Source organism: Wujia sp., from assembly GCF_056872695.1.
Genome location: NZ_DBMFCD010000002.1, coordinates 52,988 through 68,766, shown reverse-complemented (window position 1 = coordinate 68,766; position 15,779 = coordinate 52,988). Strand labels below are relative to the sequence as shown.

The 15,779-nt window shown below is 47.0% G+C and carries 12 protein-coding genes and 1 pseudogene; 11 read left to right on the top strand and 2 right to left on the bottom strand.

What is annotated here, in order from left to right; translation table 11 throughout:
- Positions 1-164 precede the first annotated feature (164 nt).
- From ACZQK9_RS02955 to ACZQK9_RS02940, 4 genes are read left to right on the top strand one after another with little or no spacing between them, the layout of a single operon-like run.
- Positions 165-1,124, top strand: coding sequence for a sugar ABC transporter substrate-binding protein (locus ACZQK9_RS02955; protein WP_243029236.1), 960 nt, complete (start codon positions 165-167; stop codon positions 1,122-1,124).
- A gap of 54 nt (positions 1,125-1,178) precedes the next feature.
- Positions 1,179-2,687 carry a sugar ABC transporter ATP-binding protein gene (locus ACZQK9_RS02950; RefSeq protein ID WP_118545641.1) on the top strand — a complete coding sequence of 503 codons (1,509 nt, stop codon included), beginning with the start codon at positions 1,179-1,181 and terminating at the stop codon, positions 2,685-2,687.
- Positions 2,671-3,633 carry an ABC transporter permease gene (locus ACZQK9_RS02945; protein WP_118545639.1) on the top strand — a complete coding sequence of 321 codons (963 nt, stop codon included), beginning with the start codon at positions 2,671-2,673 and terminating at the stop codon, positions 3,631-3,633. The genes ACZQK9_RS02950 and ACZQK9_RS02945 overlap by 17 nt, the downstream gene beginning before the upstream one ends.
- A 3-nt stretch (positions 3,634-3,636) precedes the next feature.
- Entirely contained in the window at positions 3,637-4,503 is an 867-nt protein-coding gene (locus ACZQK9_RS02940) for an MBL fold metallo-hydrolase (protein WP_483269557.1), read from the top strand.
- A gap of 109 nt (positions 4,504-4,612) precedes the next feature.
- Here ACZQK9_RS02940 and ACZQK9_RS02935 read toward each other — a convergent pair whose 3' ends face one another.
- Positions 4,613-5,872 carry a diaminopimelate decarboxylase gene (locus ACZQK9_RS02935; protein WP_483269705.1) on the bottom strand — a complete coding sequence of 420 codons (1,260 nt, stop codon included), beginning with the start codon at positions 5,870-5,872 and terminating at the stop codon, positions 4,613-4,615.
- 275 nt (positions 5,873-6,147) lie between these two features.
- Here ACZQK9_RS02935 and ACZQK9_RS02930 point away from each other — a divergent pair, with 275 nt between their 5' ends.
- The 6 genes and pseudogenes from ACZQK9_RS02930 (at position 6,148) to ACZQK9_RS02905 (ending at position 13,805) form a co-directional block, all read left to right on the top strand.
- Positions 6,148-6,948, top strand: coding sequence for a YesL family protein (locus ACZQK9_RS02930; RefSeq protein WP_483269556.1), 801 nt, complete (start codon positions 6,148-6,150; stop codon positions 6,946-6,948).
- Between the two features lie 26 nt (positions 6,949-6,974).
- Positions 6,975-8,471: a helix-turn-helix transcriptional regulator gene (locus ACZQK9_RS02925; protein ID WP_483269555.1), complete on the top strand. Its 1,497-nt coding sequence runs from the start codon at positions 6,975-6,977 to the stop codon at positions 8,469-8,471.
- Positions 8,472-8,595: 124 nt separating this feature from the next.
- Positions 8,596-10,386: an InlB B-repeat-containing protein gene (locus tag ACZQK9_RS02920; RefSeq protein ID WP_483269554.1), complete on the top strand. Its 1,791-nt coding sequence runs from the start codon at positions 8,596-8,598 to the stop codon at positions 10,384-10,386.
- 142 nt (positions 10,387-10,528) lie between these two features.
- Positions 10,529-12,265: pseudogene (locus ACZQK9_RS02915) on the top strand (transporter substrate-binding domain-containing protein); the annotation flags it as partial.
- 132 nt (positions 12,266-12,397) lie between these two features.
- A complete protein-coding gene (locus tag ACZQK9_RS02910; RefSeq protein ID WP_483269704.1) occupies positions 12,398-13,033 on the top strand; it encodes an amino acid ABC transporter permease in 636 nt (211 codons plus the stop codon).
- A gap of 10 nt (positions 13,034-13,043) precedes the next feature.
- The gene (locus ACZQK9_RS02905) at positions 13,044-13,805 is read left to right on the top strand and encodes an amino acid ABC transporter ATP-binding protein (RefSeq protein ID WP_178017741.1); all 762 of its coding nucleotides are present in this window, start codon (positions 13,044-13,046) and stop codon (positions 13,803-13,805) included.
- 189 nt (positions 13,806-13,994) lie between these two features.
- Here the strand turns inward: ACZQK9_RS02905 and ACZQK9_RS02900 are convergent, their stop codons facing one another.
- On the bottom strand, positions 13,995-14,513 hold the full coding sequence (locus tag ACZQK9_RS02900) for a peptidylprolyl isomerase (RefSeq protein WP_253292254.1): 519 nt from the start codon (positions 14,511-14,513) through the stop codon (positions 13,995-13,997).
- 128 nt (positions 14,514-14,641) lie between these two features.
- Here ACZQK9_RS02900 and mltG point away from each other — a divergent pair, with 128 nt between their 5' ends.
- On the top strand, positions 14,642-15,778 hold the full coding sequence (mltG, locus tag ACZQK9_RS02895; protein ID WP_483269553.1) for an endolytic transglycosylase MltG: 1,137 nt from the start codon (positions 14,642-14,644) through the stop codon (positions 15,776-15,778).
- Position 15,779 lies beyond the last annotated feature (1 nt).

The window sequence follows — 15,779 nt, the reverse complement described above, 5'->3', positions numbered from 1 at the left end:
TCCCTAAATCCGAAACTTGTCCGATTGTGGGAAGGGCAGATCCTCCATATAATAAAACCATCAGATAGATACATCGAAATGATCCCACCGGAAGCCGGACGTGCTTCTGCCATTTCCCTGTATCTGACGGAAGAAAAAACAAAGAAAATGAGGAGGAAATGACTATGAAAAAACGAAAGAGATTGTTTGGTATTTTGTTGGCAGTAGTTATGACAGTAGCAATGATGACAGGATGTTCCGCAGGAAAGGGCGGCACATCTGGAAGTGGAGTAAAGGTAGGATTCCTGGCGCCGACACTCCAGACGGAGTTTATGATTGGAATCGATGAGAAGCTTCACGAGGAATGTGACAATCGTGGATGGGATTATGTATCTGCAAGTTTCGATAACGATTCGGCAGCAGCCGTATCTGCAATCGAGAACATGGTAACCGGAAATTGTAATTACATCGTAGCGATGGTATCCGATACATCCTGTGACGATGCGCTCAGGGCAGCACAGGAAAAGGGCGTCAAGATCATTGAATGTGGTGTTGAGACAGCAGTACATGATCTCGTGCTCAAAACTGACCAGTATTCTATCGGAACACAGATCGGTGATATGGCAGCAGACTGGCTGAACAGCCAGCTCGGCGGCGAAGGAAACATCGTAGTATATACAACCTATCAGAACCAGGATATGCAGGATCGTGGACAGGGTATCCAGGATGCAATCAAGGAGAAAGCTCCGAATGTCAATATTTTGGAAGTCGTTGATATCGGTAAGGATGTTGTAGGATCCGGAACAACAACGACAGAGACGATGCTTCAGAAATATTCGAACCTGAACGGAATCGTGTGCTATGGTGATGCGGCAGCGGTAGAATCTGTTGAGGCAGTGAAGGCAGCAGGCAAGGACAACGAAAACTTCGGCGTATTCGCCTGTGACGGTACAAATCAGGCTTTGAAGGGTATCAATGACGGAACATGCATGCGAGGTACGATGTACTTCGAGGCGCTTGGAAGTGTTGTAGCGAAATATATCCAGGAGTTGGTTGACGGCAAGACATTTGATGCGGCAATCGAAACTCCGATCCACGCAGTAACAAAGGCAAATATCGCAGATTACTATAAAGCAGACAAATAAAGATTGCAAAAAGAATGCCTCTGGTGAATCATCGGAGGCATTCTTAGAAAGGGGATGAACTCTGTGAAAAACATACTGAGTGTAAAAAATATCGTAAAAACATATCCCGGCGTTATCGCAATCAATGATGTATCGTTCGATGTAGAAGAAGGCGAGATCCACGCTCTGATCGGTGAAAACGGAGCAGGAAAATCAACCCTGATCAAGGTATTGTCGGGGGCAATTGTTCCGGATTCCGGAACGATTGAACTGGAAGGCAAACAATACAACCAGATGACACCGAAGCTTGCAAAAGATCTGGGAATCGAGGTCATCTATCAGGAATTTACGCTGGTGCCTGGCATAAGCGCAGCGGAAAATGTATTTCTCGGTGACAAGACGAAACCCGGTGCGTTCTGCGACGTCAAAGATCGCGAAGCACGTGCGAAGAAAATATTTGATGACCTTCGGGTAGATATCGATGTATCCCGACAGGTAAAGACAATGTCACCGGCACATCAGCAGCTCGTCGAAATTGCGAAGGCAGTCAGCCGGAATGTAAAGATCCTGATTATGGATGAGCCGACTGCACCACTGACGGTCAGCGAAGTCGAGACGCTGTTTCGTATTGTGCGGGAATTAAAAGCAAAAGGTGTGACGATCATCTTTATCTCCCACCGGTTGGAGGAGTTGTTCGAGCTTGCGGACCGCGTAACGGTTATGCGGGATGGCTGCTATGTTGGCACAGAAAATATAAAAGACATCGACAGGCAGAAGCTGATCACGATGATGGCAGGCCGTGAACTCAAGGAATCGTATCCGTCGCGTATCAGTCAGATCGGCGAGGAAGCATTGCGGGTAGAGCATCTGACAGGAAATGGAGACCATGATATTTCGTTTACCCTGCACCGGGGAGAAATCCTTGGATTTGCCGGACTGGTTGGCGCCGGCCGTACCGAGCTGATGCGGGTAATCTATGGTGCTGATCCGATTGAAAGCGGAAAGATTTTTGTAAATGGCAAGGAAACAAATATCCGTACATGTCAACAGGCAATCCGGCATGGAATCGGATATATCCCGGAGGACCGGAAGGCGCATGGCGCATTTCTCCGGATGAGCATCAAATGGAATGTCGTTGTAAATAACCTGCGTGGCATCTCCAAAGGACCATTCGTTGATGAGAAGCTGGAAAACCGGATTGCCGAGGATTATGAGGAGAAATTCCAGATCAAGACACCATCCCTCGAGCAAAGGGTGGAGAATCTCTCGGGCGGTAATCAGCAGAAGGTTGTAATCGCAAAGACACTTGCGGCAAACAGTGAAATCATCATCTTTGATGAACCGACGCGGGGAATCGATGTCGGTGCCAAGCAGGAGATTTACAAACTGATGAATCAGCTTGCCGGTGAAGGGAAGGCAATCATTATGGTAAGCTCGGATATGCCGGAGCTTTTGGGTATGTCTGACCGGATTATCACCATCTACGAGGGCAGGAAGACCGGAGAGCTTGCGAAATCAGAATTCGACCAGAACTATATTCTGGATTTAGCATCAGGAGGCGAGGAACATGGAAAAAACAAGTAATAAATTTATAACTTTTTATAAGAAATTTGGTATATATGTATTTTTGGTGGCAGTCGTTATTATCTTCTCGATTATTGCACCGAACTTTTTATCTGTAGCAAACCTGATCAATATTTTACGTCAGGTATCTATTTTCGGAATTGTTGTAATCGGCGTTACGATGGTCATGATCGGCGGAGGTATGGATTTGTCGGTCGGAGGAATCATGGCGGTCGTCGGCATGGTTATGGGCTATTGTATGGTAAATGTCGGGTTGCCGATTCCGGTTGCAGTGATTATCGGCATTGCACTTGGCGTTGCATTTGGTGCCATCAACGGCGTCGTCGCCATCAAGCTGCATATCGCGCCCATTATTGTAACACTTGCCATGATGCTTGTGCTGCAGGGCGTGGCATATCTGATCACCGGCGGCTATCCGATTACCGGCATGCCGAAAGCATTTTTGACAGTCGGACAGGGATATGTCGGACCGGTTCCGATTCCGGTTATTCTGTTTGTGATCTTCATTGTATTTGGCTGGATTGTCATGAACAAGACATACCTTGGCAGAAATATTTATGCACTTGGCGGAAACAAAGAAGCAGCCAGACTTGCAGGTATCAATGTCAACAAACTGACTGTACTCGTGTATTCTTTTGCAGGATTTGCAGCCAGCATCGCAGCAATCATCATGGTTGCCAGAACAAACGCATCGCAGCCGGGCGCAGGAAGTTCCTATGCATTTGACTGTATGACGGCAGCCTGCTTAGGTGGTGTCAGCATTGCCGGAGGTGAAGGAAAAATCAGCGGTACGGTTGTAGGTGTTATCATCCTTGGTATCCTCGATAACGGACTTGTGCTGATGGGTGTTAATTCCAACTTCCAGAGTGTTATTAAAGGACTGATTCTGCTTCTCGCAGTCGCAATCGACTGCTACCAGGGCGGACAGAAGAGAAAGAAGGCGTGAGACATGGTGACGAGAAAATTACCGTATTATGAGTTTGCAGATGGAATTTACGAGATTGATGAATTTGACTGTGTGAGCGTGTTTGTGATTATCGGAAGCAAACGGGCATTGGTGATAGACTGTGGAACCGGAATCGGGGATCTCAGATGGGTCATAGAGAACAAAATCACAGATAAACCGTATGATGTTGTGGCGACCCATAACCATGGCGACCATATTGGCGGAGCCGGATTCTTCGACTCTATCTATATTCACCCGGCGGATATGGACTGGGATAGCGGGAATACACTTCCGACTGTGGATTTCCGTAAGAGCTATGCAAGGATCATTGCCGACCGGGCGGATAAACATTACGACTATAATCTGGATGAGGATGTGCGGCCATGGCCGAAGACACCGGAGAAGCTTCCGCTTACGGATGGGCAGGTGTTTGAGCTTGGAGACCGGACGGTGACAGCATATCACTGTCCGGGACACACATTTGGCGAGATGGTATTTCTGGATGACAAGACGAAGACACTGTTGCTTGGAGATGCCTGCAACTGCAACTATTATCTGGCGGTTCCGGAGCCGGGACGGGAAAAAGAACGGATCCGGGAAGCGAAAGCAGGACTGGAACGTCTGCGTTCCATGAAGGACAAATATGATTTGATGTATAATTCCCATCATGATTTCAGGGGATTTGGCAATTCCCTCTATCCGGATATTATAGAAGATGCGGTCCATGCATTTGATAGTATATTAGATGGGACAGCAACGTACATATCCGTGACAGATCCTCTGGATCCGGAACATAAGGCTAAGACGTATGTGTCTTATGGCAGATTCCGTGTCGCCTATCAGGGTGACGGAATAGAAAATGTAAAGTAATCACAATTAAAAACCCTTTCCTTTTTAATATAAAATACCCCACCGGTGCGATCTATGACCGGTGGGGTGTTTTCATCTTACACATTCTTATTTATATGCTTATATGTTCTTACACCTCTACATTCCAGAAACCATCCAGCGTAGCGAAGTAATCTTCCGGTGTCTCGGCACGGCGGATCTGCTTTACGCTGCCGTCCTCACACAGCAGAAGCTCTGCGGATTTGAGCTTTCCGTTGTAGTTATAACCCATTGCGAAGCCATGTGCACCTGTGTCATGGATTACAAGATAATCGCCCATGTCAATCTTCGGAAGCTTGCGGTCGATCGCGAACTTATCGTTGTTCTCGCACAGGGAACCGGTCACATCATAGGTGTGGTCACAAGGTGCAGTTTCCTTGCCAAGGACGGTGATGTGATGGTAAGCACCATACATAGCCGGACGCATCAGGTTGACGGCACAGGCATCCACGCCGATGTACTCCTTGTAGATATGCTTCTCGTGGATTGCTTTTGTAACAAGGTGTCCATAAGGGGCAAGCATGAAACGGCCAAGCTCTGTGAACAGGCTGATATCGCCAAGTCCGGCAGGGACAAGCACCTCATCGAATACTTTGTGTACACCTTCGCCAATCTTCAGGATATCATTGCCTTCCTTATCCGGTGTGTAAGGGATACCGACACCGCCGGACAGGTTGATGTAAGAAAGCGCAATACCGGTCTTTTCCTTCAGCTCAACAGCGACCTCAAACAGAATCTTTGCAAGGGTTGGGTAGTAGTCGTTTGTGACCGTGTTACTTGCAAGGAACGAATGCAGACCGAATTTCTTCGCACCTGCGTCACGCAGCTCGGTATATGCTTGGAACAACTGCTCCTTCGTCATGCCGTATTTGGCATCGCCGGGGTTGTCCATGATCGTTGTGGAGATAGAGAACGTTCCGCCCGGATTGTAACGGCAGAATACTGTCTCCGGAACACCACATGTATCCTTCAGGAACTGTACATGTGTGTAATCATCTAAGTTGATGTTCGCACCGAGCTTCTTCGCGAGGACAAATTCCTCGGCAGGTGTGTCGTTCGATGAGAACATGATGTCAGAACCTGTGATGCCCATTCTCTCTGACATCAGAAGCTCTGTATAAGAAGAACAGTCGGTACCGCAGCCCTCCTCCTTCAGAATCTTCAGGATGGTTGGGTTCGGAGTTGCCTTGACTGCGAAATATTCTTTATAACCTTTGTTCCATGCAAATGCCTGCTTTAATTTTCTTGCATTTTCACGGATGCCCTTCTCGTCGTAGATATGGAACGGTGTCGGGTATGTCTTTACGATCTCTTCAATCTGTGCTTTCGTTACAAATGGTGTCTTCATGATATTCCTCCTGTATATAGTAGGTGTTTCTGTTTATCAGCTTTTTTATTCATGCTCTCTATAATCTAGAAGTAAAACTGCGTTTTGTCAAGTAAAATGGCGTGAAAAACTTGATATCTAATTGAAAATAAATATCGAAGATGGTATCATAAACTATTATGTGCAGTTTTGGTACAGATGATTGCGGATACGTCGCAGGAACATACCGGAAACGACTGCGGACTGCATGCAGTCTGTTGGTGAGATAAAATAAAAAAGAAGACAGGAGTGTTGGATACATGGCAGATAACGGCGAATCAGGAATGAACTACGACAACATATTTATAAGGATGCTGAGCAGAGTGGGTGATGCGATGCTTTTGTCCATTCTTTTCGTGCTTTCGTGCGTCCCGATTATCACGATCGGCGCAGCATTCACTTCACTTTACTATACAGCGATGAAAGGAATCTCCGGCGACGACGGATATATCTGGAAGTTCTATACACGGAGCTTCAAGCAGAACTTCAAGCAGGCAACCGGTATGTGGATGCTCTTTTTAGTCGCATTTTTCATCCTGTCGGTAGATATCTGGTTCTGGATGACACAGTGGAAGGCAACTGGGAATGCAATCGCGAAGCCGTTTCTGTTTGTAAGTGTAGTATTACTCACTCTGACGGTCATGACATTTATCTATACATTCGCCCTGCAGGCGAAGTTCGACAATTCGTGGAAGGTGCAGCTTCGAAATGCATTTTTGCTAAGTATCAAGAACTTTCCGATGACGCTTTTGATGCTGCTTACGTATCTTGTGATTGCATGGTGTTTCTATTATGATATCATTATTTCAATCATAGTATATGTGATTATCGGATTTGGCGCGGTTGGATATCTGTGGGCGTACATTATGCTCAGATGCTTCAAGCCATACCTGCCGGAAGAAGACCTGCATGCACATGATGAGAGTGTATTGTTGCATGAGGTTGATAAGGATTTGGAAGCAGAATCCGGGGACACGGACAATGATACGGAACAAACGGTGGATGATGGGCCTGCAAATGATACGGAAACTGACGCTGCCGATGGAAGTGCAGAGGAATAAAACACCGGGAAGCCGGAAGGATAGAAATGATGAAGGCAAATGCGAAAAAAGGAACTATATATATAAATATCATCTTGCTTGCAGTATTTTTCTTCGCATTTCTGGGAACGGAATACCTGTTTGATAATTGTATGATGTACGTGACAGATGCATCAGGCGTAGTGCGTGCGCAGAATCAGATGCTTGGCGTAAGTGCAATCGGGTTTCTGCTATACAACTGGATTTCCGGTTTCTTCGCGGATAAGAGTCCGTGGGTGACCGGGGGAACCGGATTGTTTGCGTTCGGCATTGGAGCCGGATGCATGGGCTGCATTATCCTGTATGCAGGATATGTGCAGATGATGATCGCGGGCGGAGTACTGTTTTTCCTGCTTGGTGTGCTTGGGGCTGGTGTACATTACCGGATGGCGTACTCGGTTTATGATCGTGCAATGCTTGCGAGATGTGTTGGGTTTGCGTATGCAGGGGGAATCTTCCTCCAGTTTCTGAATAATAATATGATTCATGAAAATCACACCCAGGCAGTTGCACTGTGTGCAGGGACCGGGTATCTGTTGTTTGTGCTTTGTACTCGGGGCAGAAAGGGGAGTCTTCCGTGTCAGGAGCAGGAGGGGGGATATACCATCGCCGGACAACCGCAGGAGGCTGTCGGACAGAAGGACATACAATATCCTGTTTACGTCGGGATTATGCTGATCGGAATTGTCTTTCTCCAGACGATTGTATTTACAACGCTTGACAATGCGGTTACTGCGGTGCATGCATCGGGCGACGTGGATATCGGACAATGGCCGCGCCTGTTGCTTGCGTTAAGCGGAATTGCGGCTGGCTTTCTGTATGATATACGCGGTCGGAGATGGATGCATATGATTATGTATTGTGTGACGCTTTTGTCCACAATCTGCGTGATCGTGATTGGGTTTGGCGGACCGTTCCTGCTGGGACTGCTTGTATTTTATCTGTCTGCAGGCTTTTTCTCGGTATATTTCACAGTTGGATTTATGGATATCTCCTATCATAGTGCGAAACCGAAGCTGTGGGTCGGATTGGGCCGGGCTGTGAATAATGTATGCGCACTGATGATCATGACATTGGCAGGCGGATTCGCTTCAGTGCGATATGAAGTGATGATTGTCGCGGTTATTCTCTTTTTCCTGATCAGCGTGTTGGCGTTTTCGTACCAAAACATTCTGATAGGGATGGAGCTTAGAAGCATGGAAGCTGCGGCATCCGCATTGATGCCACAGACAGGCGGGGCAGCGGAACCGGAGGATAAGCAGGCCGATCTGTCCACGATGGATAAATTCACAGCCTTCGGCGAACAATACAGCTTGACGGATCGGGAGCGGGAAGTGCTTCGGGCGTTGCTTTCCTCGGGGGAAAATGTGCAGGATATTGCACATACACTTGGTATCTCCCGGGCAGCAATCTATCGTCACATCTCGAATATGAATGAGAAGACCGAGACGAAGGCACGTATGGGACTGATTCAGTTCTATTATGGGTGGAACCCTGAAAAATAGCGTATTTTTGTGCATTTGAGACATATGTCAACTACCATAGCAGGCGAAAATCTGCTATGGTTATTTTAGTTTATGGGCATTTTTGCTGAAATAAAATCAAAAAAGAAAGAGGAGGAACAAGGCTATGAACAGGAAGAAAAGACTATTACCGCTTCTGATGGCATTGTTTTTGATCGTGAGCTATCTGCCGGTGAAGCGAAGCTATGCGGCAGGGACGTACACAGTGAAGATTGATGAATCTCACGAAGCGTGTGAAGCGTCCGATGGAACGTTTACTTATAAGGATGGAACCAGTGTGATGGGGACTATGAAGATAGTTTCAAGTGATACAGGTAAAGGGTTCCAGCAGTCGAGCAAGCAGATAGAAGAGGTACAGGAAAATACGATATTTACCATTACTGTTACGCCAAGTGAAGGATATCAGGTAACTCTTCGGTTGAATGGAAACACTGTGCCGCTGACAGGCGGTGAGGGAAGAACCATGACAGCAACCATTACGGCGACAGGCGCAGATCAAAACCTGGGTATTGAAGCGCAATTCACCAAAAGCGGAGGCCAGGGCTCCGGTGTTGATCCAAATCCGGGAGGACCATCGCCATCAGGTTCCGTTACGTTGCAGCTCGAGGGTAATGCATTTTCTGGAAGTGCAAGTGACTTCTACAACGAATTAAAGCAGGCAGACCCGCGCTTTGAAATTTATGCAGATGCAGGTAGTGGGTATAAGACAATGAGCCAGCTGGTTACAGATAGTGTTGTGATATCGAAAGGAAATGGTGTTTATGAATTTAAAACAGAAATTACACCTGTAAAAGTGTATATTACTTACGATGCAGCTAACTATGATTTGTCTGCATTTGGAGGAATAACGATTGGAAATACAGAGAGTACAGCGGCGTCAATCACAGCTGGTATGCAACACATCCAGATTGATAAGAAATCTGAGACATTGACAGTAACCTGGGCGTATGACAGCGATTCCTTCGGCGCGGACGCATATCTGGAACATGGAAAGGCACAGATAACTGCGATTGAGGGTGTGAGTGATTTTTCAACTCTGTTCGGAGGCAATCCGGGAGATGCAAAGGGCGGAAATATTGCGGTTCCGGCAGGAAAGAAGGTAACAATTAAACTTGTCCCGGATTATGGTTATCAGGTCGCAGGATTGCAGTTGAACGGTGGCGTGACCTTACAGCCGGAAGATGCGCAGACATCGACGTTTACATTTGTTATGGGTAATAGTCCGGTTCATATGAAGGGGCTTTTCACGAAGGTATCGGATACAGTGAATTCAAACAGCAAACAGATTGAGGCTGCAAGCATTACCAATGGTGCAAATGCAGCCGCAAGCGGTAATCTGAGACTGACGGTATCGGATGCAGAGAGCTATGACACGACGTCTGCACAGGCGCTGGTATCCGGCGCACAGTCTGCGCAGGCAGTAGATTTGAAGCTGGATCAGATTGTGAGTAAGGGAAATGGTTCGAACTGGGAGAACAATATTACAGAGTTTGAGAAACCGGTCACATTGAATCTGGCATTGGATAATTACGATGCAAACTACGATTATACAGTTGTGCGTAACCATAATGGCAAGCTGACCGAGCTTTCGACAACGGTCGAGCAGGGAACGATTTCCTTCGAGACAAATCAGTTCTCAACCTATATTATTGTGAAGAAGTCGAAGGCTGCAAGCGTGGACAAGCCATCGACGACACCATCAACAACTACACCATCGACGACACCGGCAGCGCCGGATACAGATGTTACGAAGCCGGCAGCCAAGGATACGAAACCGGCAAAGACAAATAACACAGCTTCGCCAAAGACCGGAGATGCGATGCCGGTTGCAGGGATGATGCTTGTTATGGCAGGAAGCCTGACCGGGTATGCCGTAATTCGAAGAAAAAGAAGATAAATCCTCCATTCTGAATGGAAAATGTGTGTGCCGCGTGCAGAGAAGAAAAATCTGTACGCGGTTTTTCGTTTTTAATTGTTCATTACGCACATCCGGACAGGAAAAAAGACTCGAAGCTATCTGTATTGCATTGACAGGAGACATGCAACGGCATTATGATGTATACTATCGTGTGCATGCGCAGAGTTTCGGCTGGCTTGGTTGGGCGGAAAACGGCGCACCGGCAGGAACCGCCGGCTATGCAAAACGATTGGAAGGGATAGAGATCCGGCTTGTGCCGAAGGGACGGGCAGTACAGCAAGATCCAATATCTCTGCATATTAAAAGAAAAACAGGAGAGGAAGACATTATGAACGCAAAATGGAAACAGCTAGTGACCGCAATTTTGATGATGGCGCTGCTGCTTGGACCGATTGTATCGATGCAGACACCGGTGCGGGCGGCGGACGGAGAGGACGACAATACATTTATTGTCGGCTTCGATGCGGAGTTCCCGCCATATGGCTACAAGGACGATAACGGCGAATATGTCGGTTTCGATCTGGATCTGGCACAGGAGGTATGCGACCGGAATGGTTGGACACTGAAGAAACAGCCGATCGAGTGGAACTCGAAGGATATGGAATTAAATTCCGGTTCGATCAGCTGTATCTGGAACGGATTCACGATGAATGGCAGAGAGGATGACTATACTTGGACAAAACCATATGTCGATAATTCACAGGTGGTTGTCGTGCGTAAGGATTCCGGCATCACACAGCTTAACGATCTTTCAGGGAAGGTTGTTGCCGTGCAGGCAGACAGCTCTGCGCTTGCGGCACTCACCGGAGAGGATGCAAGCGAGGAGAATAAAGCACTGTGTGAGACTTTCAAGGATTTGCAGCAGGTCGGCGATTACAACAGTGCATTTATGAATCTGGAGTCGGGCGCCGTCAATGCGATCTGCATGGATATCGGTGTTGCAAACTACGAGATCGAATCCCGCGGAGATAAATTCATGATGCTCGAGGATCGTCTGTCTTCCGAGGAATACGGAATCGGATTTAAAAAAGGGAATACAGAACTCCGTGATAAAGTACAGGCAACATTGCTTGATATGCTTGCCGATGGTACGTTTGAGGAGATCGCAAAGAAATGGGGACTTGAGGAATCCATCTGTCTGACTGCAGACGATGAGGTGCAGGAAGAGACAGCAGTGGATGACAATACGTTTGTTGTCGGCTTCGATGCGGAGTTCCCACCATATGGCTACAAGGACGATAACGGCGAATACGTCGGCTTCGACCTGGATCTGGCACAGGAGGTATGTGACCGGAACGGCTGGATCTTGAAGAAACAGCCGATCGAGTGGAATTCGAAGGATATGGAATTAAATTCCGGTTCGATCAGCTGTATCTGGAACGGATTTACAATGAATGGAAGAGAAGATGCATACACATGGACGACGCCATATGTCGATAATTCACAGGTAGTCGTTGTGCGTAAGGATTCCGGTATCACACAGCTTAACGATCTTTCCGGGAAGGTCGTTGCCGTGCAGGCAGACAGCTCTGCGCTTGCAGCACTCACCGGCGAGGACGTAAGCGAGGAGAATAAAGCGCTTGCAGAGACATTCAAGGAACTGCAGCAGGTCGGCGATTACAACAGTGCATTTATGAATCTGGAGTCGGGCGCCGTCAATGCGATCTGCATGGATATCGGTGTTGCAAACTACGAGATCGAATCCCGCGGGGATAAATTCATGATGCTCGAGGATCGTCTATCTTCCGAGGAATACGGAATCGGATTTAAAAAGGGGAATACAGAGCTCCGTGATAAAGTACAGGCAACATTGCTTGATATGCTTGCCGATGGTACGTTTGAGGAGATCGCAGAGAAATGGGGTCTGGAGGAGTCCATTTGCCTGTCGCCGGACGATCAGGTGCAGGATGGAAATGCCGCTGCGGCAACTGCGACAGATACCACATCCACAGGCAAGAAGAACACAAGCTTCTGGGATAGGTTCTGCTCAATCACAAAGCAGCTTGCAGAAGGTCTGCTCGCATCCCTGCTGATCTTCTTCCTGACACTTTTATTCTCCCTTCCGCTCGGACTTTTGGTTGCAGCAGGCAGAATGTGTAAGATCGCGCCGATCCGCTGGCTGGTGAAGTTCTATATCTCCATCGCACGTGGTACGCCGCTGATGTTACAGCTTTTGGTTGTATTTTACGGACCATACTATCTGTTTGGCGCGACACTTACGACAAGCTATCGTTTCCAGGCAGTTATCATTGGATTTGCCTTAAACTATGCAGCGTATTTTGCAGAGATCTACCGCTCCGGTATTCAGGCGGTACCACAGGGACAGCATGAGGCAGCGAAGATCTTAGGATATAGCAAGAGCCAGACGTTCTTCAAGATTGTGTTCCCGCAGATGGCGAAGAACATCCTGCCTTCTGTCACAAACGAGGTTATCACACTGGTTAAGGATACATCTCTTGCGTTTGCTATCTCTTATACAGAAATGTTTACACTTGCCAAGCAGGTGGCTGCCGCACAGACAACGATCATGCCGCTGTTTATTGCAGGTGTATTCTATTATATCTTTAACTTTGTGGTTGCGTTTGTGATGGAGAAGATCGAAAAACGTATGAATTATTATAGATAGGAGGCCGATTATGAATTTACTGGAAGTAAAAAATATAAAGAAAAGCTTCGACAATCTCGAAGTGTTGAAGGATATCAGTATGTCGGTGGCAGAGAGTGAGGTAATCTCGATTCTCGGTCCATCCGGTTCGGGAAAATCGACCTTCCTGCGCTGTATGACCATGCTGGAGAAGATTGATGGCGGAAGCATGGAGTACTGCGGAAAGGAAGCGGTTAATTCCGACAGCGGTGTTCCGGTTTATGCAGGCAAGTCAACGCTGAAGGAGATCCAGAGCTATTACGGGCTGGTATTCCAGAATTTTAATCTGTTTCCGCATTATTCGGTACTGAAGAATATTGCAGATGCACCGATCCACGTGCAGAAGCGTGACAAGGACGAGGTATATGCCGAGGCGAAGGAGCTGCTTCGCAAGATGAACTTGGAAGATAAGGGCGATTATTATCCATATCAGTTGTCCGGCGGACAGCAGCAGCGTGTGGCGATTGCCCGTGCGCTTGCGTTAAAGCCGAAGATGCTCTTCTTCGATGAGCCGACATCGGCGCTCGATCCGGAACTGACAGCCGAGATCTTAAAGGTGTTGAAGGAGCTTGCCGCAGAGAAGATGACGATGGTAATCGTAACGCACGAGATCGGTTTTGCCCGGAGCGTATCCGACCGCGTGATCTTCATGGATGGCGGTGTAATCGTCGAGGAAGGAAAGCCGGAGGATGTCATCGACAACCCGAAGACCGACCGTGCCAAGGCATTCCTCAAGAAAATGCAAGAAATGTAGTAATTTATCAACACACAGCACAGGGTACAAAAAATAAAATCCCCTGCAGACTGATAGAAACACATCGGCACTTAACGAGCCCGGCATGAGCCGGGGGAGTTTAGTACCGCTATGTGTTGTCTCTCAAGCGAGAGCGTGTCTGCAGGGGATTTCTATTTTTTTTGTACTCTGTGCGTCCGTTTAAGAAGATTACATCTTCTCCGGCTCGTCATACTCGACACCCTTCGTGTCGACGGTAACTGTCTTGATACGCTGATCCTCGAGCGGGCGATCCATGTAGTCGGTTGGAACGTCAGCAATCTTGTTTACGACGTCGAGACCATCTATGATCTTACCAAAAGCAGCGTAGCTTCCGTCAAGATGCGGGCTGTTTTTGTGCATGATAAAAAACTGGGAACCTGCGGAGTTCGGCATCATGGTACGTGCCATAGAAAGAACACCAGGTTCATGCTTCAGGTCGTTAGCAAAACCATTCTGTGCGAACTCTCCGCGGATAGAATATCCAGGCCCACCAGTACCGTTTCCGTCCGGACAGCCACCCTGGATCATAAAACCATTGATGACACGATGGAAGATCAATCCATCGTAAAAGCCTTTCTTAATCAGTGAAATAAAATTCTTTACTGTGTTAGGTGCAATATCCGGATACAGTTCGAACGTCATAACATCGCCGGATTCCATTGTCATTGTAACAATTGGATTACTCAAATTTATCATCCTTTCTTGTATTTTTATATAAAAGATGATAGTATAATACCATTATTGTAAAATTACATCAAGTATGTAATTTTATAAAAAGTTATGTAAACTAAAAATGCAAAGAAGAGGTACAGACAGTGGGAAAAACGGCAGTCAGAATTGTGAAGGGAATCATATTGGTAGTTGCAATTGTTGCACTTGTCAATCTGACCTATAAGCATATACGAACTTATTATGATGATTATATGGACGAATATAAAGGAACGGAGTCGACACAGGGGGAAGATGTGACAGTGGAGATTCCGGAGGGCGCATCTGTCAAGGAAATCGCCCAGATCTTAAAGGATAACGGATTGATTCATTATACACGTGCATTTACGAAGCGTTTGCAGGACTCTGAGTATCGTGGCAAGCTGCATGGCGGCACATACACATTAAATACCGGAATGACAACGCTGGAGATGATGGCGGCAATGAGTCCGACATACGAAGAAGACCAGCCGGTCGATTATCTGGTTGTGCCGGAAGGCTTTACGGTGGAGATGATAGCTGCACGTTGCGAGGATCAGGGTATCTGCTCCGCAACAGACTTTTTAAATGCATGCAAATCTGTGACGAAATCCGATTTTGCATATCTGGCAGACATACCGGCAGGTGCCAATGTCAACTATAAGGTGCAGGGTTTCCTGTTCCCGGCAACGTATGATATTTATGAATCGACAACCGCCGAATCATTAGTTGAGTATATGCTGAGAACCTTTAACAACTATTATACACAGGAATTGCAGGATCGAGCAGCAGAGCTTGGGTACAGTACATTTGAGCTTGTGACAAGAGCTTCCATCGTAGAACGAGAGGCAAAGGTTGAGCAGGAGCGTGCTACAATTGCAGGTGTAATTAACAATCGATTAAAAGCTGATATGCCATTGCAGATGTGTCCGACAGTTTTATATCCGTTGACGGATGGTATGTATGATAAGAGTCAGGTGTTGTATGAAGATCTGGAGCTTGATTCTCCTTACAATACTTACAAGAATACCGGACTGCCGGTTGGCCCGATCTGTAATCCGGGAATGGCTTGTATTCAGGCGGTATTATATCCGGAAGAACACAATTATCTGTATTATCACGTTGGGGATGAAGCATCGGGTACACATATTTTTACAGAAACCTATGAAGAGCATATAGATACGCAGATTATCGGTGGACCAAACGGAGTATCGCCGGATGGAGAAACTTCTACTGAGGAATCAACGACGGAAGAGGAACAATAGG